The organism is Sphingomonas gellani (assembly GCF_900110035.1).
Taxonomy (GTDB): domain Bacteria; phylum Pseudomonadota; class Alphaproteobacteria; order Sphingomonadales; family Sphingomonadaceae; genus Sphingomonas; species Sphingomonas gellani.
Window position 1 is genome coordinate 68,814 of sequence record NZ_FOCF01000003.1, and the last position, 22,296, is coordinate 91,109.

Genomic DNA, 22,296 nt, shown 5'->3' on the forward strand with positions numbered 1-22,296 from the left:
GAGAGGACCATGACACGGGTTGCGATCGTCACCGGCGGTACGCGCGGTATCGGAGAGGCGATCAGCCTCGCGCTGCGCGACAAGGGTTTCGTGGTGGCGGCGAATTATGCGGGCAATGACGAGCGCGCCCGCGCCTTCACGGACCGCACGGGTATCGCTGCGTTCAAATGGGACGTGGCGGATCACGAGGCCTGCCTGACCGGATGCGCGCACGTCGCGGAGACGCTCGGCGAGGTCGATGCGCTGGTCAACAACGCCGGTATCACCCGCGACGGCACCATCCTGAAACTGTCCTATCAACAGTGGAAGGAGGTCATCGACACCAATTTGGGCGGGTGTTTCAACATGGCCAAGGCCGTGTTCCCCGGTATGCGCAGCCGCGGCTGGGGCCGGGTCGTCAATATCGGGTCGATCAACGGCCAGGCCGGACAATATGGCCAGGTCAATTATGCCGCCGCCAAGTCCGGCATCCATGGCTTCACCAAGGCTCTGGCGCAGGAAGGCGCGCGGTTCGGCGTAACGGTGAACGCCATCGCCCCGGGATACATCGACACGGACATGGTGGCCGCGGTCCCGTCCGACGTGCTGGAAAAGATCGTGGCGCGCATCCCGGTAGGCCGTCTCGGCCAGGCGGAGGAGATCGCGCGCGGGGTGGCGTTCCTGTGCTCCGACGAGGCGGGTTTCGTCACCGGCTCCACGTTGAGCATCAACGGCGGGCAGCACATGTACTGATCGTGCGGGTGTCGGTGTTCCGGGGTGCCGGAACGTCGATGCGGCATGGGCACGCGACGGGCGGGGAGTGACCCCGCGATTGGGCTGTCGTCCTGTTGATGGTTTAGAGGCGGTGGCCCGCAATTCGGCCCTGCGGCTGACTATAAGGATGTCAGGGTCAGGCGAGCGCCGCAGAAGGCTGCAGCACCGCCGACTTCAAAATGCCTTCACCGACGATCCTGCGAGTCGCAGGCAAAGTGGACGACCGTCCGGCCGCCTGACTCGGCTGCCCTGCCGCGTACACGGGGCGGCCGGCAGGGGTTCACCCCTGCCGGCCTGAACGACTCAAGCCTCGGTCGCAGGTGCCTTGCGGCGGCGCGCGGCCGGCGCAGAACCCTCTGCCGCCTCGCCACCGCTGCGCTGGCCCGGCTTGCGGCCCAGACCGATCTTCTTCGCCATGGCGCGGCGGCTCTCCGAATAGTTCTCGGCGACCATCGGGTAATCCGGCTTCAGGCCATAGCGGTCGCGGTATTCGGCCGGGGTCAGGCCGTTGGTCGCCAGGTGGCGGCGCAGCGTCTTGTACGGCTTGCCGTCGATCATCGAGATGATGTGGTCCTTGGATGCCAGCGACTTGCGGGCTGTGACGGCCGGGACGTACTCGGTGGGTTGCTCCGCCGGCTGCTCCGTCGATCCGCCGCTGCCAAGCAGTGCCGACACGGTGTCGTGCATCTTGCCGAGAAACGCCGGAACCTCCTCGGAAGAGGTCCGAGTGTTGGGGTTGCCCAGCCAAGCAATGGTCAGCTCGGTGGCCAGTTCGACCGCATTCAGGTCAGGGTTCTCAGTCATCATCATGCACTCCATCGCGTCGGCGCCCGCCGTAACGCCACTTGACACAGGGTCAACGACAAATCTGCACTAGCATCATGACAAAGTTGACAGAAATGGACAGCAAAGTTGACCCGGCCATCTTCGGCAAAGTTAATCTAGATTATTATAAATGAATGCTAGATTACTTGCCGCAGGTGTCTCGAGCAGGGTTAAAATGACGGGCAGTCCCGCTGATTAGCGAACGAGTTCGCTGCGATAATGATAGCGGTAGAGCTCGCGGTCGAAACCCATTTGCGCATACAGGCGAGCGGCGGCCTTATTGTCGCAAAGCACCTGGAGGCATGCGCCTGCTGCGCCGACCTGCCGCCCCCATGCGAGCAGCGCGCCGACCAATCCGCGGGCGTGGCCGCGGCCACGATATGCAGGATCGGTGGCGATCGCCTCCAGCACGATCCAGCCCTCCCGCTGTGCCGCATAGCCGATCGACACGGCCTCGCCGCCAAGAGTGAGTGTCGCGAACGCCGCCGGGTGGGCAAGCGCACTCAGCCTTGCCGCCTCCGCCGCCCGCTGCGGTTCGTCACGTGGCGTCGTCCGATGCCGCAGCATCAGCCATTCGCGGCTCGGCGCCGAATGCAATGTGATGTCCGGGCGGGGAGGGGAGGATGCGGCCTCCAAGGGGGCGAACAAGGTCCGCGTCTCTCCTTCCGCAGCGCCAAATCCGGCCCCGTCCAACGCTTGGTCGGCTTGGTGCAGGAAGCTAGGCACCCGGAACAGCGTCGGCTGCCCTATGCCTGCGTAGACCGCACGGACCTGCTCGATTGTCGCGCGATCCAGCCGGGCATCGGGCCGGGCGGGACTGGCCGCGTTGATGCGGCGCGACGGCTCGTCGCTGTGGTGCACCAGCCAGTCGCCGACGCGGTGGCAGCGCATCGATGGCCATGCGGCGGCACAGGCGCATTCGGCGCGCCACGCCATCGGGTCGGTGGAGTGCGTCATGCCATCCTCAAAAGCAAAGCGCCCCGGGGTTGCCCCCGAGGCGCCTTGCTGGTCCGGTCCGTGGTTCAGTCGATCCGCGGCAGCGTTTCGAACTGGTGGTACGGCGGCGGGCTGGACAGCGTCCATTCCAGCGTCGTCGCGCCCTCGCCCCAGGGATTGTCGTCGGCTTTCTTGCCCGCGATCAGCGACCAGATCACGTTGACGAAGAAGATCACCATGCCGACGGTCATGATCTCATAACCGTGGCTCGCCATCGCATTCCACGTCGCATAGGCGTCCGGATAATCCGGATAGCGGCGCGGCATGCCCTGCAGGCCCAGGAAGTGCATCGGGAAGAACAGCACGTTCACGCCGACGAAGAACACCCAGAAGTGCAGCTGGCCGAGGAACTCGCTGTACATCTTGCCCGACATCTTCGGGAACCAGTAGTAGAAGCCGGCGAACAGCGCGAACACCGCCCCCAGCGACAGCACGTAGTGGAAGTGCGCGACGACGTAATAGGTGTCCTGCATATAGTCGTCGACGCCGCCGTTGGCGAGCACCACGCCGGTCACGCCACCGACGGTAAACATGAAGATGAAGCCGATCGCCCAGACCATCGGGGTCTTGAAGCTAATCGACCCGCCCCACATTGTCGCGATCCACGAGAAGATCTTGATGCCGGTCGGCACCGCGATGACCATGGTGGCGGCGGTGAAGTACATCTTGGTGTTCACCGACAGGCCGGTCGCGAACATGTGATGCGCCCACACGACGAAGCCGACCACGCCGATCGCGACCATCGCGTACGCCATGCCGAGATAGCCGAACACCGGCTTGCGGCTGAACGTCGCGATGATCTGGCTGATGATGCCGAAGCCCGGCAGGATCATGATGTACACTTCGGGGTGGCCGAAGAACCAGAACAGATGCTGGTACAGCACGGGGTCACCACCGCCGGCCGGATCGAAGAAGGTGGTGCCGAAATTGCGGTCGGTCAGCAGCATGGTGATCGCCGCCGCCAGCACGGGCAGCGACAGCAGCAGCAGGAACGCCGTGACCAGCACCGACCACACGAACAGCGGCATCTTGTGCAGGGTCATGCCCGGCGCGCGCATGTTGAAGATCGTGGTTATGAAGTTGATCGCACCCATGATCGACGATGCGCCGGCCAGGTGCAGCGACAGGATCGCCATGTCCACCGAGGGTCCGGGCTCTCCGTACGTCGACAACGGCGCGTAGGCGGTCCAGCCCACGCCCGCGCCGCCCAGGAAGGGTGACGCCAGCAACAGGGTGAATGCCGGGATCAGCAGCCAGAAGCTGATGTTGTTCATGCGCGGGAACGCCATGTCCGGCGCCCCGATCATGATCGGCACGAACCAGTTGCCGAAGCCGCCGATCATCGCCGGCATGACCATGAAGAACACCATGATCAGGCCGTGCGCGGTGATCAGCACGTTCCACAGGTGCAGCGACTGGTCCAGGCTCTGCTCGCCGCCATGCAGCAGGCGTGCCCAGGTGCCCAGATACTGGATGCCCGGATGCGCCAGCTCGGCCCGCATCAGGCCGGAGATCGCGCCGCCGATGATTCCCGCCACGATCGCGAAGATCAGGTACAGCGTGCCGATGTCCTTGTGGTTGGTGGACATGAACCAGCGCGCGAAGAACGCCGGCTTGTGCTCGGCATGGTCGTGATGACCGTGATCATGGGCCTGAAAGGCGGACGGATGGAGTGCGGTATCGGTCATGATCTTACAATCCAGCGTTGCCGGCACCGGTCCGGTTGTTGGTGGCGCCCTGCGACGGGGCGGGGGTGGCGGCGGTGCCGGGATTGGGGCCGGCGGCGGGAACCTTGAACCCTTCGGCCGGGGCGGCGGGATGACCCTCGGCGCCGGGCTGCGGGATCACCTTTTCCGACGGCGCCCTGGCGCCCGGCATGGTGCCGCCCTTGGCGCGGACCCAGGCGGCGAACTGCGCCGGCGCGACCGCCTCCACCGCGATCGGCATGAAGGCATGGCGCGGGCCGCAGAGTTCGGAGCACTGGCCGAAATACAGGCCGGGCCGCTCGATGGTGAAGCTGGTTTCGTTCAGACGGCCGGGAATCGCGTCCAGCTTGATCCAGAAGGCGGGCACGGCCCAGCTGTGGATCACGTCATTGGACGTGGTGATCAGGCGGATCGGCACGCCGACGGGCAGCACGATGCGGTTGTCGGTGGCCAGCAGGCGGGGACCGTCGGCGTCGGTGCGGGCACGTTCACCGGGGACGACCTGATCCTTTTCCTTCAGCATGTTGGCGGTGATCTCGAACCCGCCATGATCCGGATACTGGTAGGTCCAGTACCATTGGTTGCCGATCGCCTTCAGCGTCACGGCACCGGCGGGCGCGGGCTTGAACTGCGCGCGGAGCAGCCCAATCGACGGCAGCGCGATCGCCGCCAGGATCAGCACCGGCACCGCGGTCCAAATCACCTCGATGAAGGTGTTGTGGCTGGTCTTGGACGGGATCGGATTGGCCGCGCGGCGGAACCGCACCACCACCACGACCAGCAGGATCAGCACGAACAGCGAGATCGCGGTGATCAGCGGGAACAGGATGCTGTTGTGAAACCAGTAGGCGAAGCGGCCATTGCGCGTCACCTGCGGCTGGATGTCGAACATGCCGTCGGTCGGCCGGCCAATGTTGCGGCCGTCAGGGCCGGCGCGGTTGGCGTCGATCGACGACAGCACGGGCGCGCCGTCCATCGCCAGCTGGGGCGAGGAGGGGTTGGCCGGCGGAGTCGCCGCGGCGGTCGTCGGCGCCAGGTTGGACGTGTTGGCGGGGGCCGCGGCCGTCCCGGCAGCGGGTGTGCCGGTCGCCGGAGCGGAGGGCTTTGCCGCCGCCGCCTGCGGGGTGGTCTGCGCCGGCGCGGCCGTTCCGACCCCGCCCATCGCGGCCAAGGCCACTCCGATGGCGATCGCCGTTCCCTTCAGCCCCCGTGTCAGACCCTGTGTCAGCCCCTGTGTCCGCATGCCTCTCGTCACCTCAGTCCTGATCGCTGGAACCGGCCATCGCAACGCGGCCTCTTCCGGGCATGAACGCGCCCATCTCGCTCCGGCTATACGCGCGGGTCGATTGTGTCTCAACCCAGGGTGCACGATTCTGGACCGGCATGGCACCAGGGGCCCCATGCACAGGCCAGCTTGAGCGTTGCGCGGCCCCGGTCCGGTGCCTATCAGCGTGGCCGACCTGCCGGAGCGCGCGCCTGCAATGACCGATCACGCCACGAACCAAGCCACGGCCACCGCCGATTCCAACATGACCGACGACGCGGTGCTGGCGGAGTTCCGGGCCGCGGATGCGTTGCTGGAGGGGCATTTCATCCTGTCATCGGGCCTGCGCAGTTCGCGGTACCTGCAATGCGCGCGCGTGCTGATGGACCCGGCGCGAGGCAGCCGGCTGGCGACGGCGCTGGCCGCGCGGCTGCCGGAGGATGTGCGTCGGGCGGTCACCGCCGTTGTGTCGCCCGCGATGGGCGGGGTAATCGCCGGGCACGAAATGGCGCGTGCGCTAGGGGTGGAGGCGATGTTCCTGGAACGGCCGGAGGGGACGTTCGAATTGCGCCGCGGCTTTCGCCTGTTGCCGGGTCAGCGGGTGCTGATGATGGAGGATGTGGTCACCACCGGCCTTTCCTCGCGCGAGGCGATCGCCGCGATCGCGCGCGCCGGGGGCGAAACGGTGGCGGCGGCCGCGCTTGTCGATCGATCCGACGGGCAGGCGGATCTGGGTGTGCCGTTCTTTCCGCTGATCCGGCTCGCCGTGCCGAGCTATGCCGCCGACGCACTGCCCCCCGAACTCGCCGCGATCCCCGCGATCAAGCCGGGCAGCCGGGCCGCCGCTTGATGGCGGACGCGCTCAACCCCGGCGGCGAGTTGCGCCTGGGCGTCAACATCGACCATGTCGCCACGGTCCGCAACGCGCGCGGCTCCGGCTATCCCGATCCGGTGCGGGCGGCGCTGCTGGCGGCTGAGGCCGGCGCGGACGGGATCACCGCCCATCTGCGCGAGGATCGGCGCCACATCACGGACGCCGACATCGCGCGCCTGTCCGCCGAGCTGCCGGTGCCGTTGAACCTGGAAATGGCGGCCACCGACGAGATGCTGGGCATCGCGCTGCGCCATCGGCCCCATGCCGCGTGCATCGTACCCGAAAAGCGTGAGGAGCGCACCACGGAGGGCGGCATCGACGCGGCGGGCCAGTTCGCGCGCCTGCAACCGTTGGTGGAACGGCTGGGCGCCGGCGGCACGCGCGTGTCGCTGTTCATCGAGCCGGATCCGCGTCAGATCGATGCCGCGCTGCGCCTCGGCGCGCCGGTGGTGGAGTTGCACACCGGTCGCTATGCCGAACTCGACGGGGCCGCGCGCGCCGACGAGTTGCGCCGCCTGTCCGATGCCGCCGCGCTGGCGGCCCGCAACGGCATCGAGGTGCATGCGGGGCACGGCCTGACGTACGACAATGTCGCCGCCATCGCCGCGATCCCCCAGGTGCGAGAGCTCAACATCGGCCATTTCCTGATCGGCGAGGCGCTGTTCCTGGGCCTGGCCGACAGCGTCCGCCGGATGCGAGACGCGATGGATGCGGCGCGCGGCCTCGACGGGGCGGCGCATCGATCCTTGGGGTCGGAGGGCCGCGCAGGGTGATCCTGGGCCTGGGTTCCGACCTTTGCTCGATCGAGCGGATCCGCGCCTCCCTCGACAGGTTCGGCGCCCGGTTCGAGGCACGCTGCTTCACCGAAACCGAACTGGCCAGGGCGGACAAGCGCCCCTTCACCCGCGCCGCCACGCTGGCGAAGCGCTTCGCCGCCAAGGAGGCGTTCTCCAAGGCGGTCGGCACCGGGTTCAAGCAGGGCGTGTTCCTGCGCGACATCGGCGTCGTCAACCTGCCGTCCGGCGCGCCGACACTGGCGCTGACCGGTGGGGCGCAGGCGAGGCTTGACGCCATGGTGCCGCGCGGCCACGTCGCGACGATACACCTGACCATGACCGACGATCACCCCTGGGCGCAGGCATTCGTGGTGATCGAGGCACTACCGGACCCTCGCGAATGAAGAACCTCGTGTTGAGCGGCGATCAGACCAGCGGCGAGGGCGGCCCCAAGCCCGCACCGACACCCGCCGCCAAGGGTCGCGCATCGCGCTGGTGGTCGGAACTGGTCGGCATCTTCTGGCTGCTGGTGATCGTGCTCGGCTTTCACAGCTTCATCGCGAAACCGTTCTACATCCCCTCCGAATCGATGCTGCCCGGCCTGCGGGTCGGCGACCGGCTGGTGGTGACGAAGTTCGCCTATGGCTGGAGCTTCGTGTCGCCGACCATTCCCAACCCGGTCGCGATCTTCGACAGCCTGGTGCTGCGCCGGCACGAGGACAGCTGGTCGGTGGCGCTGCCCGAATGGCGCGGGCGGCTGTTCGGGCGCGTGCCGATGCGCGGCGACGTGGTGATCGTCACGCCGCCGGGTACCAACAACGATTATATCAAGCGGGTAATCGGCCTGCCCGGCGACCGGCTGCAGGTGCGCGGCGGCACCGTGATCCTGAACGGCCGGCCCGTGACGCGCGGCCCGATCCACTATGTCGACATCCCGGTCGACGCCAACAGCCCGTGCGATCCGATGGACTATCCCGGTGCGCAGCGGACCGGCGCGGACGGGGTGCTGGTCTGCCACCTACCTCTGGTCACCGAGACGCTGCCCAACGGCCGCCGTTACGACACGGTGGAACTCGGGCCGAGTCCGGGCGACGATTACGGTCCGATCACCATTCCGGCCAATCACGTGTTCCTGATGGGCGACAATCGCGACCGGTCCGCCGACAGCCGCTTTTCCAGCGCGCAGCTCGGGCTGGGCGGGGCGGTGCCGTATGAGAATATCGGCGGCCGTGCGGAATTCGTCACTTTCTCGCTGGACGGCCACGCGACGTGGAACCCGCTGACCTGGCCGGGCTCGCTGCGCGGCGGCCGCGCGGGCACGTCGCTGCATCCCGAGGTTGTCGGCCCCGAGGTCGTCGGCCAATGACGAAGGCTGCGCAGGATGCGATCACGCGCGAACCCGCACCCGCGGAGTTGAGGGACGCGTCCACCCGGCGCGACCTGAAACGCGCCGCGATCTGGCTGGGACTCGCCGCCGCGATGGCGCTGGTGGTGTTGTTGATCCAGCCGATCATGATCGTGTTCGCCGGCATCGTCTTCGCCTCTCTGCTCGATGGCGGGGTCCGGCTGCTCGGCCGGGTGCTGCCGATCGGGCGGGGCTGGCGGTTGCTGATCGTGTGCATACTGGTTGTCGCGTTCCTTTTCGGGACCTTCTACCTGACCGGTGTGCAGGTCACGGCACAGGTGACGCAGCTGCGCGCCACGCTGGAGGTGCAGGCGAACCGCTTCACCGGCTTCCTGTCGCAACAAGGGCTGATGCCCGGCGCATCCGACGTCAGCGGCATCGCGCGCCAGATGATGGGATCGCTGGGGCGGGTCACGTCGTGGGTCGGAACCGCGATCGGCGCGGTGACCAGCATGTTCATGATCGCGGTGCTGGGGCTGTTCCTGGCGATGGACCCGACCAGCTACGAACGGGGCCTGCAATGGATGGTGCCGAGGGACGCCCGGCCGGAATTCGCGCGCACGCTGGACCGGATGGGCGTGACACTGCGCCGCCTGCTCGCCGGCCGGCTGCTCGGCATGGCGGTGGAGGGCGTGTTCACCTGGATCGCGCTGGCGATCGGGGGCGTGCCGATGGCGATGCTGTTGGGCATCATCGCCGGCATCCTGGCCTTTATCCCCAACATCGGCGCCATCGTCACCGGGCTGCTGATGGTCGCGGTCGGTTTCAGCGCGGGGTCGCATGAAGGGCTGTGGGCGATCGGCACCTACTTCGTGGTGCAGACCTTCGACGGCTATGTGGTCGTGCCGATGGTGGCGAAGCGCACGGTGGACCTGCCGCCCGCGCTGACCCTGGCGGTGCAGATCATGGCGAGCGCGCTGCTCGGCATCCTGGGCCTGGCGCTGGCCGACCCCTTCACCGCGATGGTCAAGGCCGCGCTGGAGCGCAGCGCCGAGCGCGAGGCGGAGCAGGACGCGGCGGAGTAGCGTTCGGCGCGTTGACGGGTGGTGGCGCCCTGGTCCGCGCCATGAGTGGCGACGGTTCGGCTCGGAAGGGCAGATGCCTCTATAAACCTGACGGGTGCGATTGGTCGCCTTTTTACGGTATGCAAGGCGTTTGTGGAGGTGGCTGCCGACGTTTCCGGCGCGGCCTTTTGCGATCGCTCAGAACCTGTTCGCCGTCACAGCATGCCGATGTTGTGCAGCCACTGCCTGACCTGTCCCGGCCACTCCCGGGAAATCGGATCGGCAGTCGGCCGCATCCCGAATGCGTGTCCTCCCTTGGCATAGATGCGCATGTCGACCGGCACACCCGCATCGCTCAGCGCCAGCGCGTAGGCGAGGGGTTGCCGGACCTTGTCCATCGGATCGTTCATGGCGTGCAGGATCATCGTCGGCGGTGCCTTGGCGCTGATGGTCACCCACGGCTTGAGGTCCAGGCTGTTCCTCCCCTTGCTGTCGTCCAGCATGCGCGCGGTGTAGGCGACGACCGCGAAATCGGGCCGCGGCGACTGCCGATCGGCCGCGTCCCGCAGCGGGTAGGTGCGATCGTCGGTGTTGCTCATGTTCGCCGCGAGATAGGCGCCCGCCGAAAAGCCGATCACGCCGATCCTGTGCGGGTCGATTCCGTACGACGCAGCCTGCTGCCGCAGTAGCCCCATCGCGCGTTGCGCGTCCTCCAGGCCCAGCAGCACCTTGGGCCGCTGTTGCTTGCCGTCAACCGACGGCCAGACCTGTGGCACCCGGTACTTCAGCACGGCACAGGTCATGCCCTGTCGCACCACCCAGTCGCAGATCTCGGTACCTTCCAGATCGATCGCGATGACTTCGAAACCGCCACCCGGCAGGACGAGCATGGCGCTGCCGGCGTTGCGCCCTTTCGGGCGATAGACGGTCATGGTCGGCCGGGTGACATAGCTTGCCCAATGCCACTTGCGCCCCGCGACAAGGCGCGTGCCGTTGCCGGTCCCCTCGGGACGGTCGCTGGAGTCTGGCCTGGCGAGGGACGTGTTCGCCGGCCACAGCGGTATCTGGATCCCGCCATCGGCCGGTTGCCACGGACCCACCCGCTCATTCTTCGGGAGAGGCGCCTTGGGTGACGCGTCCGGCCTGCCGGCCTGGCCCCAGGCCGTACCGGCGATGCCGATCGCCAGCAGCGACGGCACGACTGCTCGGTGCCACAGCAAACCCTGTCTACCGTTGCGGGGACGCAAGCCGCCGCTCGGCGCGAGCGGACGGCATGCCCTCATCCCAGCATGCGTCCTCAGGCCACCTTACCCGTCGCCGCATAGGCCGTGACCAGCCGCTCCAGCACGTCCAACGGCACCGCGCCGGAGTTCAGCACGACCGCGTGGAAGTCCTTGATGTCGAACCGGTTGCCCAGCTTCTTGCGCGCATCGTCGCGCAGCCGGTTGATGACGGTGTGGCCGATCTTGTAGCTTGGCGCCTGGCCCGGCCACACGCAGTATCGATCGACCTCGTTCGCGGCGGCACTTTCGTTGGAGCCGTCATTCTCCATCTTCCACCGGATCGCCTGCTCCCGCGTCCAGCCCATGGTGTGGATGCCGGTATCCAGCACCATGCGGCATGCGCGCCACAGTTCCGACTTGAGGTACCCGACGCGGCCGAGCGGATTGTCGCGGTACATGCCCAGCTCGTCCGCAAGCTGTTCCGCGTACAGCGCCCAGCCCTCGCCATATCCCGAATACCAGTTGATCCGTCGGATCAGCGGCAGGTCCTTGATCGTGAAGGCGACGGAATTCTGCAAATGGTGGCCCGGCACGCCCTCATGGAACGTCACGCTCGGCACCAGCCAGCGCGGCCAGTCGGTGGTGTGCTGAAGGTTCAGGTAATAGATCGCCGGCCGCGCCCCGTCGAGCGAGGCCGGGTTGTAATAGCCGAGCGGCGCACCCGCCTCGATCTCCTTGGGCACGCGGCGGATCTGCAAGGGGACGTGCGGCGGGTCGCGGAACATCTGCGGCAGACGCGGCGTGATCTGCGCGACCAGCTCGTTGAGGTGCGCGATCAGTTCGATCTTGGCCGCATCGGTATCGGGCCATAGCTGTTTCGGGTCGGTGCCGAGCGCGGCCAGCCGTGCGCCAACGCTGCCCTGCGACAGGCCCTGGCTTTTCAGGATCGTGTCGATTTCCGCCTGATAGGCGCGGGTCTGTTCCAGGCCCAGTCGGTGCACCTCCGCCGGCGACAGCGACGATGTGGTATAGCTCTTCAGCGCGGCGGCATAATAGGCCTGACCCTGTGGCAGGCGGCCGATGCCCGCCGCGTCGGTCGCCTTCGCGCGCATCGCGCGGACCGCGGCGATCTGCCGGTCCAGCGCGGGCTGCACCTGTCCGGTGTAGATCGCCGCCGCCTTTGCGCCCCAGTCGCCGGCGATCCCCTTCGCCTTCGTCCGTTCCGCGACAGACAGGACCAGCCGCGCCGTGTCCGGACCCGGTTCACGCAGCGCAGTCAGCTGGGTCAGCGCCTTGTCCAGGATGAAGCCGGGCGGGATCACCCCTGCCGCCGCATCGGCCCCGGCGCGCGCGGTGTCGTTGTCCAGCATGCGCGGAAAGGCGCTCAGCCGGTCCAGATAGGCCTGTGCGTCGTCGGCCGTCTCGATCGGATGCTGCGTGTCGAGAAAGGTCGGCACCTGCTGGTACACGCCGGTCAACTGGCTGAGCACATAAGGCGTCGACGCACCCGATTCGCCGAAACGGAACTGCCGGTCGGCGGCGACGGTCGCGTCCAGCCCGAACAGCACCGCGTCGTAATTGACCTGATCCAGCCCGGTCAGCGAGCTGCGCGGAAACGCGCGCAGGCGGCGCAGCTGGTCGGCGGTCAGCGCCTTGTCCGCGGCGATGCCGGCGGCGGAATTGTCGGTGACCAGATGCCGCTGTCGCGCGCGTGCATCCTTGTCCAGGCCCAGGCTGGTCGCCATTTCCGGTGACCGGTCGAGCCGTTCCGCCACGAATGCGTCGAACAGCGCGTTCAACCCAGCATGGCCGCCCGCGGCCGCTGCTCGCGCCGCGCCGCTCAGCATCGTCAGCATGGACGCGGCCGCCGCCGATCCGATGAAGTTGCGCCGATCGATCATCTGCCCTTGTCCCTTGTTCGCTTGCTGGGCCTGCAGGGACCACGGGCGCGCGCGCTTTACAAGGGGGCAGCGCGGATCAGGCGAGCAGGGCGTGCGCCGCCTTCAGATCCTCGACGAAGCGCGTATATTCGACCCGCTTCGCCTCCTCGTCGGGCAGGCGCAGCAGAAAGCTGGGGTGCACGGTGATGAGCGCCTGTCCGCCATCGGCCAGCGGCATCGGCCGCCCCCGCTCCCGCCCGATCGTCACCACCCGGCCGAGCAGCGACCGCGCGGCGGTGGCGCCCAGCGCGACGGTGACCTGAGGCTGCACCAGCATGCGTTCCTGTTCGATCCACCAGCGGCATGCGTCGATCTCGCCCGCGCCGGGTTTGGAGTGGATGCGCCGCTTGCCGCGCTGCTCGAACTTGAAGTGCTTGACCGCATTGGTGACATAGGCGCGGCTGCGGTCGATCCCCGCCTCCGCCAGCGCCCGATCGAACACCTGACCGGCCGGGCCGATGAACGGCTTTCCGGCCAAATCCTCATTGTCGCCGGGCTGTTCGCCGACGAACATCATCGTCGAATCGACCGATCCTTCGCCGAAGACGGTCTGCGTTGCATGCTTGTACAGATGGCAGCGGGTGCAGGCCGCCGCCTCGTCGCGCAGCGCTTCCCATGCAGCCAGGCTGTTGCCGCCGATTTCCGTGCGGGCGGTTTCGATCATGCGAGACTCCCTTGCCTGCGCCCCGGCGATCAGCTGGGGGACCAGCTGCGTCTCGGGCATGTTCTTCCAGTATTTGCGCGGCATCTCCTTCAGCATCGCGCCGATCTTCACGCGCGCGGGGTTGAAGATGTTGGCGTAATAAGTCTTCCACACTTCTTCGACCGGATCGCCGTCGGGCGCATCCGCGCGGGTCGCGCCAGGCCCTTCCGACAAGGCCTTGCCGTCCCAGTGCAGCGACACCTCCGGCGTCAGGATCGACCAGCGCATCGATGCGAAGCGATTGACGAAGAACGCGGCGTTGGCGCGGACGATGTGGTTCTCGGGCTCGAACCAGGCGACGAAGCGCGCGCCCTCCGCATCCTGCACCTCGCGAAAGCGCAGAAACGCCCGCATCTTGTGCATGTCGCGCCGGACACCCTTGGCCAGCGTGTCCAGGCGGCGGACCAGCGGATCGGCGCGATCCTCGATCAACCCCGGCTCCCGTCTCAGCCGGGTGAGCAGCGTGTACAGCAGGCAGAAGCGTTCGGGCTCGCTCGCCTGCACGACGGTGCGCGCCAGGTCGATGAACGGGCGCGGTACCGAAAAGGCGGAGGACGGCGGCGGCGGTGCATGCGCCACGGCCTCTCCGGCGAACAGGTCGGTCGGCACGTCGCCCACCTGCCACACCACCTCATCCGCCGGAACCTGATCCGCGATCAGGCCGCGCGCCGCGTCGCGCCATGCGTCGAAGTCATCGGGGCGGGGCAGGGTAACGACGCGCATTGCGGGAACAACCGGTAAGGGCGGCGCTGGTTGCGTGCCGCGGCCCCAGGATCGTTGCCATAAGTTGCCATAATGGCGACTGGAGGAGGGTGGCGCGCGGCCCGACCTGGCCTTGCGCGATCGTGATCTCAACCTCTGCCCAATACAGGTAAGTATCCGGTGATGAGGGCGCTCAGCATTTCATTGCGCGGCATTGTTATCCGCTGATCCCGCCCGGCGTCCTGAAAGCCCCTGGGATCGAAACAGATGTACCGCAACCAAAGCGCCTGTTCCCTGGCAGTCCTTGCGCTGCTCCTGTCGTCGTGCCGGGGGGGGGGGACGGTGGCGGAACCGCGCCCGCGACCAGCGCCGCACCGGCCGTGCTGGTCGTGAACAGCGTCGCGACGCCCAGCCCCGCGCCCACTCCCACGCCTACACCCACCCCCAGCCCCGCGCCCACCGCATCGCTGGGCAGCAGCGCACTGGACAGGCGGTGGTCAAGCCGGTCGATCCGAACCGCCTCGTCCTTGCCGACAAGGTCTTCTATTCCAGCGGCAGCTACAGCGCCTATGCCAGCCCGTGGTGCACGATGATCACCAGCCGCCTGGCGATCGGCAGCGACATGATCGACACCATCGACCTGCTGCCTTCCAGCTTTCCCAACGATGTGCGCATCGTGTCCAAGGTGCCGCTGGCCGACCCGAACAGCTATGGCTGCGGCGTCTATGGCTACAACTTCGTCGCGTACGGCAACTACGATGGCGGCAGCCCGAAGATCACGGTCACGCCGCGCAAGTCACAGTTACGATCAACCGGTGGCAGGTAACGGTGAACTGACCCGAGCAGGAATCAGACTGCCCCGCTGAATTCTCTTCGCCCTGCCTGAAATCATGCGGCGAACAATTCCAATTGCTGCTTCTTCGGGGCGACAAGCGGCTTTAGGTCGGCCTTGTCGGTCAGCAGCACCGGCCGCCAATCCTCCGTCACGATGAAGGGCCGCAGCTTCGCGACAGACACGGTCAGGCGTGCGACATCGTCCAGCCTCAGGCGTCGCCAGCGTCGGCTCGCCAGCATCGCATTGACCGCCTTCACCCCCAGGCCCGGTACGCGCAGCAGCATCTCGCGCGGGGCCTGATTGACGTCGACGGGAAAGCGGTCGCGGAACTTCAGGGCCCAGGCCAACTTCGGATCGATGTCCAGCGGCAGCATGCCGGTCGCTTCATCGGCGGCGGCGACCACCTCGTCAGGTCGGTAATCGTAGAACCGCATCAGCCAGTCGGACTGATACAGCCGATGTTCGCGCATCAAAGGCGGGCGTTGCAGCGGCAGCACCGCCGACGCGTCAGGAATGGGGCTGAATGCGGAGTAATAGACGCGCCGCAGCCCGAATTGATCGTACAGCGTCGATGCGCGACGCACGATATCGCCATCGGTCGCCGCGTCGGCCCCGACGATCATCTGCGTCGACTGTCCGGCGGGCGCGAATCGGGGCGCCGACTTGTATTTCTTGCGCGCGTCCTTGTTGTCGATGATCGCCGTCTTGTTGTCGGCCATCGCGCCTTCGATGCGCTTCTCATCCTTTTCGGGCGCCAGCCGCTTCAGCCCCGATACAGTCGGCAGCTCGACGTTGATAGACACGCGATCCGCGTATAGCCCGGCCTGATGCACCAACTCCGGATCGGCGTCGGGAATCGTCTTCAGGTGGATGTAGCCGCGGAAGTGATGATCCTCCCGCAAGGATCGCGCCACCTCCACCAGCTGTTCCATCGTATAGTTGGACGATCCGATGATGCCCGACGACAGGAACAACCCCTCAATATAATTGCGCCGGTAAAAGGACAGGGTCAGCTGCACCACTTCCTGCGCAGTGAAGCGCGCGCGCCGCACGTTCGAACTCTTGCGGTTGATGCAATAATGACAGTCGAAGATGCAGCTGTTCGTCAGCAGGATCTTGAGCAGGCTGATGCAGCGCCCATCGGGAGCATAGGCGTGACAAATGCCCATCCCCTCGGTCGATCCGATGCCCTTGCCGTCGCGGCTGTCGCGCTTCGCGGTGCCCGACGACGCGCAGGAGGCGTCGTACTTCGCCGCATCGGCCAGGATGCCGAGCTTCTGCCGGGTGTCGAGCTGCGCCATGCGTTCAATATACGTTCCGCCACCGAACGGACAAGCGTCTCAGTGGCTTCGGAACGGTTGTAAAAAATAAAACCGGCCAATTCCGTGATTTAAGAGTTTGGGAACTCTGTCGCCCTTAACCTCGATCATAGGAAAGGGAGTTGGACCGTTGGACGCGCACTTGCTCGACATCCTGGCTGACCATCAACAGCGGGTTCGCGCCATCATCGCCCAGGCCGCGCCCACGCTGGACATGCGAGAACCGGCCGATCCGATGGCGATCAGCCGTCTGCGCTGGGAACTCGTCCGTGCGCTGAACGCCTATCAGCAGTTCAAGCATCGCAGCATCTTCGATCCGGTGATCGCCGGGCGCTGCCCACGCACGCGGGCGATGGGGGAGGCGCTGAAGGCGGATTGCCTCGCCATCGGGGCGGATTACACCCAGTTCGTCCAGCATTGGACGCGCCTCGGCACCGCCGGTCACTGGTCGGACTATCGGGAGGCGGCCTTTGCGATGCGCAGGCGGATCGGCCAGCATCTGGACCGGGAACAGCAAAAGGTCGCGGCGTTGATCCGGTCGCAGAGCGCCGCCCCGGCCGCGCCTACTCCGCGGCCAGCAGCGTCTCCGCCGCCTGCAGATCGACGGACACCAGCCGGCTGACGCCGCGTTCGATCATGGTCACGCCGAACAGGCGGTGCATGCGGCTCATGGTCACCGCATTGTGGGTGACGATCAGGTAGCGGGTGTCGGTTTCTGCCGCCATCCGGTCGAGCAGGTCGCAGAAGCGCTCGATATTGGCGTCGTCCAGTGGCGCATCGACCTCGTCCAGCACGCAGATCGGCGCGGGGTTGGTCAGGAACAGGCCGAATATCAGCGCAACCGCGGTCAGCGCCTGTTCGCCGCCCGACAACAGGGTCAGCGATTGCAACCGCTTGCCTGGCGGCTGGGCCATGATCTCCAGCCCCGCCTCCAGCGGGTCGTCCGAATCGATCAGTTCCAGATGCGCCTGGCCGCCGTCGAACAGGGTGGTGAACAGGCGCCGGAAATGCCCGTCGACCGCCTCGAATGCGGCACGCAGGCGCTGGCGCCCCTCCCGGTTCAGCGTGCCGATCGACCCGCGCAGCGCGTTCACCGCCTGGCCTAGCTCCTCGCGCTCCGCCGCGTTGCCCAGCGCCGCCGCCTCCAGGTCTGCCAGCTCGCGCTCCGCGACCAGGTTGACCGGGCCGATCCGCTCGCGATCCGCGCCGAGCTTCTCGTGCGCCGCCGATTCCTCGGCCGGTGAGCGAACGTCCTTGGACGCGAAGCCAAGCCGTTCGGGCAGTATCGGCGCCGGGCACTGGAACCGCTCTCCGGACAGGCGGCCCATCTCCACGCGGCGCAGTTCCTGATTCTCCAGCCGTGCGGAGGCGGCGGCGCGGTCCTCGCGTGCGGCGGCCAGCGTCTCGGCCAGCCGGCGATGCGCGTCCTCGCTTGCCCGCAGCGCCGCCTCCGCATCGCGCTCGCCGCGCGCCAGCGCCTCGGCGGCCGCGCGCGCCACCGCATTCTCGATCTCCGCCAGCTCGATCGACTCGTCCAGTGCGGCGGGGCGGGATGCCAGCGTGTCGAGTTCGGTCGCCAGTTGCGCCTCGCGCCGGGCCATGTCCGCGATCCGCCGCGCGGCCTCACCGGCGCGCGATCGCCATCCGCGCATTTCCGCCCCGGCCGCGGCCAGCCGCTCGCGCCGGGCGGCGGCGTCGCGGTCGTGCGCCGTCCTGTCCGCCCGCGCCGACGCCACCGCGTTGCGAGCGGCCAGCGCGTCCTCGTTCAGCCGGCGCACCTCCGCCGCGCTGGCGAGACCGTCGGGCAGCGCGGCCACCGCCTCGGCCGCGCGGTTGCGCTCGGCCGCCGCTTCCGCCGCCTCCGCCGCGATGCGACCGGCGCGCTCGTCCAGATCCGCGCGCTGGCCGGTGAGCCGTTCCAGCGCGGCACGGGCCCGATCCTCCGCACGTTGCGCGTCACGCGTGGCGGTGTCGGCCCGGCGGATCAGCCCGCGTGCCCCGTCCGCTGCCTCCCGTGCGCGGGTGATCCGTTCCGCCAGCGCCGCGCGGTTCGCCTCCGCCCGGTCCAGCGCCGCCTGCGCCGGCGGGCGGGCCTGCTCCAGCACCGACAACCGATTGGCGCGCTCCATCCGCTCCGCCGCCGCCGCGCCGCCGCCCTGGCGCACGAACCCGTCCCAGCGCCGCAGCCGGCCCTCGCGCGTCACCAGTCGCTGACCCATGGCCAGCACCTGTCCGGCATCCACCTCCACCAGCACGACCTGCGCCAGTCTGCGGGCGAGTGCCGGTGGCGCCTCCACCCGCTCGGCCAGCGGCAGCGTACCGACCGGCGGCAGCGGGTCGCCGGGGAGCGGATCGCCGCCCGTCCACGCGGCGGTCGGCATCTCCAGCTCGTCGCCCAACGCCGCCGCCAGGGCCCGCTCGAAACCCGGCGCCGCGCGCACCGCGTCGAGCAGCCGGTCGCCGTCGCCACGATCCAGCGCGCGCGTCAGCGCGGTTATCTCCGCCTCGATCGCGGCCAGGTCGGCGCGCGCGGTCGCTCGCGCGGCTTCCGCCTCGTCGCGCTCCGCCACCGCCCGCGCCTCCGTCTCCTCGGCCCAGGCGAGCGCCGCGGCACCCTTCTCACTGTCCGTCAGCGCCGTCGCGCGCGCGGCCACCGCCGCCTCGCGCTCCGCCTCGATCGGCCCGGCATCGCCCAGTTCGGCGCGACGCTGGGCGAGCAGCGCCACCTCCCGCTCCGCACGGTCCGCACGTGCCCGCGCTGCGCCGAGCGCGGCCTGTGCCACTCGCGCGTCCGCCGCCTCCCCCGCCTGACGCGTCATCGCCTGCGCCAAAGCGACCTCCACATCGCGCGCGTGCCGCTCCGCCTCCGCCGTGGCGGCGTCCAGCGTCGGCAGTGCGGCGGCGGATGCGGCGATCGCCGCCTCCAACGCGGCGCCCTCCTCGGCCAGCGCGGCGAGGGCGGCGGCGGCATCCTCCGCCAGCGTCCCCTCGCGCGCGCGATCCTCCTCGATCCGCGCGCGTGCCGCGATCAGGTCGGACAGGCGGCGTTCGGCCGTCGCCTTCTCCGTTTGCAGCCGGGACAGGGCATGCCCCGCTCCGCTCGCCCGGTCGCGCGCGGTCAGCGCATCGCGCCGCACGCCCGCGACACGCTCCGCCGCCGCGTGCTGATCGGCGGCACCACCCTGTTCGGCGGCCTGCGCGGCGACCACCCGCGCCTCCACCGCGCCGGCCTCCGCACGCGCGGCATCGGCCGCGTCGACCGCCGTTCGCCACCGCGCGAAGATCATCCGCGCCTCCGCGACCCGGATCTGGTCGGACAACAGGCGGTATCGTTCGGCGGCGCGCGCCTGCCGTCGCAACGCCGCGGCGCGGCTGTCCTGATCGGCGATCAATTCATCCAGCCGGGTCAGGTTCGCCTCGGTCGCGCGCAGCCGTGTCTCCGCCTCCTTGCGGCGGACGTGCAGGCCGGCGATCCCCGCCGCCTCCTCCAGCATCGCGCGCCGTTCGGCGGGACGGGCCGCGATCACCGCGCCGATGCGGTTCTGGCTAACCAGCGCCGGCGAGTGCGCGCCGGTGGCGGCGTCCGCGAACAACAACGACACGTCGCGCGCCCGCACGTCACGCCCGTCGATGCGGTAGGCGGAGCCGGCGCCGCGCTCGATCCGGCGCACCACCTCCGTTTCCTCCGGCCCATCCGGGCCGTCGCGTTCGGCCAGGATCGACACCTCGGCGAAATCGCGCGGCGGGCGGGTGGCGGTGCCGGCGAAGATCACGTCGTCCATGCCCGCGCCGCGCATCGACCGGGCGCTGTTCTCGCCCATGGTCCAGCGCAGCGCCTCGAGCAGGTTGGACTTGCCGCAGCCATTGGGCCCGACCACCCCGGTCAGGCCCGATTCGATGCGCAGGTCCGCCGGATCGACGAAGCTCTTGAACCCCGCCAGCCTCAGCCGCTTGATCTGCATGTCAGCAGCGTGTCCGGCCGGCGGGGGGCGGGATCAGGCGCCGGCGGCCTTCAGCGCCTTTTCGACATCGCCCCAGCCGATGCCGTCGACCTTCTGGCCGTTGACGATCAGCGTCGGGGTGCCGGTGACGGTGCCGTCCGCGCCCTTGTCCTGCGTCTGCTTCGTCAGCTGGTCGACCATCTTGCCGTCGGCCAGGCACTGGCGCGCCTTCGCCTCGGGCAGGCCGCGCTGCTGGAACCAGGCGACCAGGCCCATCTGATCGGCCATCGCGGCAAAGGCGCGCTGCGGCGGCAGCGTCTGGATCGACTGCATGAAGGCCGGGGTCAGCTTTTCGACGAAGCCCGGCTGGTCCTTGTACTGTTGTTCCATGACCGGGAAGAACGCGGCCTCTCCGACGCACCGGCCGAGCAGCGCGGGCGGAACGTCCGCCGCACCGTGGATCAGGAACTCGCGGAATTCGAACGACACCTTGCCGGTCGACACATATTGGCTGGTCAGCGGCTGATACGCCTCCGTCGCGAAACCGCGACAGGCGGGACACAGGCGCGAGCCATATTCGACCAGCTTCACCGGCGCGTCCGGATTGCCCATCCGGTACCCTTCTTCCGTCTTCGACACGACGTCGGTCCAGCTCTGCCCGGCGGGCGGAGCCTTGGCCGCGGCGGAGCCGGCGGGGGCGGAGGCGTTGCCCTCTCCACCCTTTCCGGAACAGCCGGCCAGCGTCAGCGCGATGGCGGCAAGAAGCGAAACAGCCTTCATGGACGAACTCCGAATTATAAACTTAGCGGGCACCGGCGGCGGCCAGGGCGGGCTGGATCGCGCTCCAGCTGGCGCCGGGCACCGCGCGTCCGTTGAGCAGGAAAGAGGGCGTGCCGACGACGCTGGGCGGGGCGGCGGCGGTCATCGCCACCAGCCGGTCCGCCTCCGCCTCGTCGGCCAGGCAGGCGTCCAATCGCGCGTCGGTCAGCCCGGCCGTGCGGCCGATCGCCAACAGGCCGGCGCCCTCCGCCTCCGCGCGCAGTCGTGCGGGGGCCGGGTACATGCGCATCCGTTCCGCATTGGCCTGGCTCCAGTCGGCGGCGCGCGGCAACCAGTCGCGCTGCGTCGCGAAGATCCGATCGCTGGTCGCGGCAAAGCCCTTCGGCCCCGCGCACCGCGCCACCAGCGCGGCGGCCAGGTCGGCGGAATCGCGGACATAATGCCGATATTCCAGGCTGACCTTGCCCGACCGAATCAGGCGGCCGCGCAGCACCGGTCCGGATTCCACCGAAAACGCGCCGCAATGCGGGCAGGTGTAGCTGCCATATTCGACCAGCTTCACCGGCGCGGCCGGGTTGCCGATCAGATAGGCGCCGTTGGCCTGTTTGGTCGCCACCGTCGACCAGTCGCGCGCCGGCGCCGCGGCGAGGATCAGGGGCAGCAGCAGGGCGAGGAGGATGCGCATCGGCGTGGGGCTCAGCTGATCCGGGGGAGCGGGCGGGGTGGGCCGGCGACACCGGCGGCGAGCGATTCGAGCACTGCGCGCAGTTCGGGATCGGCGATGGTCTTCAGCCCCTCGCCCAGCTCGGCAGGCACGGGCCTGAGCGAGGGCGCGGCACGGCGCGGTTCGCGCGCGGCGACATCGCCCTGCCGGATCTGCAACCGGCTGACCGCCGCATAGCCGAAGAAGCGGTTCACCCGCTCGATGATCTCGGGCGCGACATGCTGCATCATCGGCGCGTGGGCGCCGCGCACCACCAGCGTCAGCGTGCCGTCCTGCTTCTTCCCTTGCGGAAAGCGGATCGATTCGGGGACCGACGCCGCCGCCAGCCGCTCTCCCACGATCTCCGCCCAGCGGCTGACGACCGCCGACTGCACGAAGCCGAAGCGCCGGAACGCCGCGCCGCCGACATTGGGCAGCAGTTCGGACACCGCGCGCGAACGGTTCTGCCGCACCGGCTCGGCCGTCGCGGATGTGGGGGAGGGGGCGCGGACGCGCTTGCTCATGCCGTTTCCCATGCCATAGCGGC

Annotated in this window: 20 protein-coding genes; 8 read left to right on the forward strand and 12 right to left on the reverse strand. The window is 68.6% G+C overall.

What is annotated here, in order from left to right:
* The first annotated feature begins 9 nt into the window (after nt 1–9).
* The gene (phbB, locus tag BMX37_RS07130) at nt 10–732 is read left to right on the forward strand and encodes an acetoacetyl-CoA reductase (protein WP_093664975.1); all 723 of its coding nucleotides are present in this window, start codon (nt 10–12) and stop codon (nt 730–732) included.
* Nucleotides 733–1,056: 324 nt separating this feature from the next.
* On the opposite strand, the gene BMX37_RS07135 is transcribed toward phbB, so the two are convergent.
* The 4 genes from BMX37_RS07135 to coxB all read right to left on the reverse strand — a co-directional run bounded on the left by BMX37_RS07135 (nt 1,057) and on the right by coxB (nt 5,523).
* Nucleotides 1,057–1,557, reverse strand: a complete 501-nt coding sequence (locus BMX37_RS07135) for a Ros/MucR family transcriptional regulator (protein ID WP_093665361.1) — start codon at nt 1,555–1,557, stop codon at nt 1,057–1,059.
* Nucleotides 1,558–1,773: 216 nt separating this feature from the next.
* On the reverse strand, nt 1,774–2,535 hold the full coding sequence (locus BMX37_RS07140; RefSeq protein ID WP_170841884.1) for a GNAT family N-acetyltransferase: 762 nt from the start codon (nt 2,533–2,535) through the stop codon (nt 1,774–1,776).
* Nucleotides 2,536–2,600: 65 nt separating this feature from the next.
* On the reverse strand, nt 2,601–4,262 hold the full coding sequence (gene ctaD, locus BMX37_RS07145) for a cytochrome c oxidase subunit I (RefSeq protein WP_093664978.1): 1,662 nt from the start codon (nt 4,260–4,262) through the stop codon (nt 2,601–2,603).
* A gap of 4 nt (nt 4,263–4,266) precedes the next feature.
* A complete protein-coding gene (gene coxB / locus BMX37_RS07150) occupies nt 4,267–5,523 on the reverse strand; it encodes a cytochrome c oxidase subunit II (protein ID WP_093664980.1) in 1,257 nt (418 codons plus the stop codon).
* A gap of 286 nt (nt 5,524–5,809) precedes the next feature.
* Here coxB and pyrE point away from each other — a divergent pair, with 286 nt between their 5' ends.
* From pyrE to BMX37_RS07175, 5 genes are read left to right on the forward strand one after another with little or no spacing between them, the layout of a single operon-like run.
* A complete protein-coding gene (gene pyrE, locus BMX37_RS07155) occupies nt 5,810–6,394 on the forward strand; it encodes an orotate phosphoribosyltransferase (RefSeq protein ID WP_093665362.1) in 585 nt (194 codons plus the stop codon).
* Nucleotides 6,394–7,191, forward strand: a complete 798-nt coding sequence (locus BMX37_RS07160) for a pyridoxine 5'-phosphate synthase (RefSeq protein ID WP_093664982.1) — start codon at nt 6,394–6,396, stop codon at nt 7,189–7,191. The genes pyrE and BMX37_RS07160 overlap by 1 nt, the downstream gene beginning before the upstream one ends.
* A complete protein-coding gene (gene acpS / locus BMX37_RS07165; RefSeq protein ID WP_093664984.1) occupies nt 7,188–7,598 on the forward strand; it encodes a holo-ACP synthase in 411 nt (136 codons plus the stop codon). The genes BMX37_RS07160 and acpS overlap by 4 nt, the downstream gene beginning before the upstream one ends.
* Nucleotides 7,595–8,560 (forward strand): signal peptidase I, encoded by a 966-nt coding sequence (gene lepB, locus BMX37_RS07170; RefSeq protein ID WP_093664986.1) that lies wholly within the window; start codon nt 7,595–7,597, stop codon nt 8,558–8,560. Before acpS ends, lepB begins: the two co-directional genes overlap by 4 nt.
* Complete coding sequence (locus BMX37_RS07175) at nt 8,557–9,624, forward strand: AI-2E family transporter (RefSeq protein WP_093664988.1); 1,068 nt, start codon at nt 8,557–8,559, stop codon at nt 9,622–9,624. The genes lepB and BMX37_RS07175 overlap by 4 nt, the downstream gene beginning before the upstream one ends.
* 194 nt (nt 9,625–9,818) lie before the next feature.
* Here the strand turns inward: BMX37_RS07175 and BMX37_RS07180 are convergent, their stop codons facing one another.
* The 3 genes from BMX37_RS07180 to BMX37_RS07190 form a co-directional block, all read right to left on the reverse strand.
* On the reverse strand, nt 9,819–10,802 hold the full coding sequence (locus tag BMX37_RS07180) for an alpha/beta hydrolase (protein WP_244501443.1): 984 nt from the start codon (nt 10,800–10,802) through the stop codon (nt 9,819–9,821).
* 98 nt (nt 10,803–10,900) lie between these two features.
* Nucleotides 10,901–12,727, reverse strand: coding sequence for a DUF885 domain-containing protein (locus tag BMX37_RS07185; RefSeq protein WP_093664990.1), 1,827 nt, complete (start codon nt 12,725–12,727; stop codon nt 10,901–10,903).
* Nucleotides 12,728–12,803: 76 nt separating this feature from the next.
* Nucleotides 12,804–14,192, reverse strand: a complete 1,389-nt coding sequence (locus BMX37_RS07190; RefSeq protein WP_093664991.1) for a UdgX family uracil-DNA binding protein — start codon at nt 14,190–14,192, stop codon at nt 12,804–12,806.
* Between the two features lie 472 nt (nt 14,193–14,664).
* On the opposite strand from BMX37_RS07190, the gene BMX37_RS07195 reads away from it, so the two are divergent.
* Nucleotides 14,665–14,997: a hypothetical protein gene (locus tag BMX37_RS07195; protein ID WP_093664993.1), complete on the forward strand. Its 333-nt coding sequence runs from the start codon at nt 14,665–14,667 to the stop codon at nt 14,995–14,997.
* Between the two features lie 62 nt (nt 14,998–15,059).
* On the opposite strand, the gene BMX37_RS07200 is transcribed toward BMX37_RS07195, so the two are convergent.
* Nucleotides 15,060–16,307 (reverse strand): putative DNA modification/repair radical SAM protein, encoded by a 1,248-nt coding sequence (locus BMX37_RS07200; protein WP_093664995.1) that lies wholly within the window; start codon nt 16,305–16,307, stop codon nt 15,060–15,062.
* A gap of 148 nt (nt 16,308–16,455) precedes the next feature.
* On the opposite strand from BMX37_RS07200, the gene BMX37_RS07205 reads away from it, so the two are divergent.
* On the forward strand, nt 16,456–16,947 hold the full coding sequence (locus BMX37_RS07205) for a hypothetical protein (RefSeq protein ID WP_093664997.1): 492 nt from the start codon (nt 16,456–16,458) through the stop codon (nt 16,945–16,947).
* Here the strand turns inward: BMX37_RS07205 and BMX37_RS07210 are convergent.
* From BMX37_RS07210 to BMX37_RS07225, 4 genes are read right to left on the reverse strand one after another with little or no spacing between them, the layout of a single operon-like run.
* The gene (locus tag BMX37_RS07210; RefSeq protein ID WP_093664999.1) at nt 16,889–20,287 is read right to left on the reverse strand and encodes a chromosome segregation SMC family protein; all 3,399 of its coding nucleotides are present in this window, start codon (nt 20,285–20,287) and stop codon (nt 16,889–16,891) included. The genes BMX37_RS07205 and BMX37_RS07210 overlap by 59 nt on opposite strands.
* Before the next feature lie 33 nt (nt 20,288–20,320).
* Nucleotides 20,321–21,046, reverse strand: coding sequence for a thioredoxin domain-containing protein (locus tag BMX37_RS07215; protein ID WP_093665001.1), 726 nt, complete (start codon nt 21,044–21,046; stop codon nt 20,321–20,323).
* 22 nt (nt 21,047–21,068) lie between these two features.
* Nucleotides 21,069–21,731: a thioredoxin domain-containing protein gene (locus tag BMX37_RS07220; protein ID WP_093665003.1), complete on the reverse strand. Its 663-nt coding sequence runs from the start codon at nt 21,729–21,731 to the stop codon at nt 21,069–21,071.
* A gap of 11 nt (nt 21,732–21,742) precedes the next feature.
* Nucleotides 21,743–22,285 carry a DUF721 domain-containing protein gene (locus BMX37_RS07225; protein WP_093665005.1) on the reverse strand — a complete coding sequence of 181 codons (543 nt, stop codon included), beginning with the start codon at nt 22,283–22,285 and terminating at the stop codon, nt 21,743–21,745.
* Between the last annotated feature and the right edge of the window lie 11 nt (nt 22,286–22,296).

What these genes read in the sequence shown, in the direction of transcription:
- BMX37_RS07175 (WP_093664988.1), top strand. Translation starts at nt 8,557, where the DNA reads ATGACGAAGGCTGCGCAGGATGCGATCACGCGCGAACCCGCACCCGCG.
- BMX37_RS07190 (WP_093664991.1), bottom strand. Translation starts at nt 14,192, where the DNA reads ATGCGCGTCGTTACCCTGCCCCGCCCCGATGACTTCGACGCATGGCGC.
- BMX37_RS07160 (WP_093664982.1), top strand. Translation starts at nt 6,394, where the DNA reads ATGGCGGACGCGCTCAACCCCGGCGGCGAGTTGCGCCTGGGCGTCAAC.
- BMX37_RS07135 (WP_093665361.1), bottom strand. Translation starts at nt 1,557, where the DNA reads ATGACTGAGAACCCTGACCTGAATGCGGTCGAACTGGCCACCGAGCTG.
- BMX37_RS07210 (WP_093664999.1), bottom strand. Translation starts at nt 20,287, where the DNA reads ATGCAGATCAAGCGGCTGAGGCTGGCGGGGTTCAAGAGCTTCGTCGAT.
- BMX37_RS07185 (WP_093664990.1), bottom strand. Translation starts at nt 12,727, where the DNA reads ATGATCGATCGGCGCAACTTCATCGGATCGGCGGCGGCCGCGTCCATG.
- ctaD (WP_093664978.1), bottom strand. Translation starts at nt 4,262, where the DNA reads ATGACCGATACCGCACTCCATCCGTCCGCCTTTCAGGCCCATGATCAC.
- lepB (WP_093664986.1), top strand. Translation starts at nt 7,595, where the DNA reads ATGAAGAACCTCGTGTTGAGCGGCGATCAGACCAGCGGCGAGGGCGGC.
- pyrE (WP_093665362.1), top strand. Translation starts at nt 5,810, where the DNA reads ATGACCGACGACGCGGTGCTGGCGGAGTTCCGGGCCGCGGATGCGTTG.
- BMX37_RS07200 (WP_093664995.1), bottom strand. Translation starts at nt 16,307, where the DNA reads ATGGCGCAGCTCGACACCCGGCAGAAGCTCGGCATCCTGGCCGATGCG.
- coxB (WP_093664980.1), bottom strand. Translation starts at nt 5,523, where the DNA reads ATGCGGACACAGGGGCTGACACAGGGTCTGACACGGGGGCTGAAGGGA.
- BMX37_RS07215 (WP_093665001.1), bottom strand. Translation starts at nt 21,046, where the DNA reads ATGAAGGCTGTTTCGCTTCTTGCCGCCATCGCGCTGACGCTGGCCGGC.
- BMX37_RS07140 (WP_170841884.1), bottom strand. Translation starts at nt 2,535, where the DNA reads ATGACGCACTCCACCGACCCGATGGCGTGGCGCGCCGAATGCGCCTGT.
- phbB (WP_093664975.1), top strand. Translation starts at nt 10, where the DNA reads ATGACACGGGTTGCGATCGTCACCGGCGGTACGCGCGGTATCGGAGAG.
- BMX37_RS07220 (WP_093665003.1), bottom strand. Translation starts at nt 21,731, where the DNA reads ATGCGCATCCTCCTCGCCCTGCTGCTGCCCCTGATCCTCGCCGCGGCG.
- BMX37_RS07225 (WP_093665005.1), bottom strand. Translation starts at nt 22,285, where the DNA reads ATGGGAAACGGCATGAGCAAGCGCGTCCGCGCCCCCTCCCCCACATCC.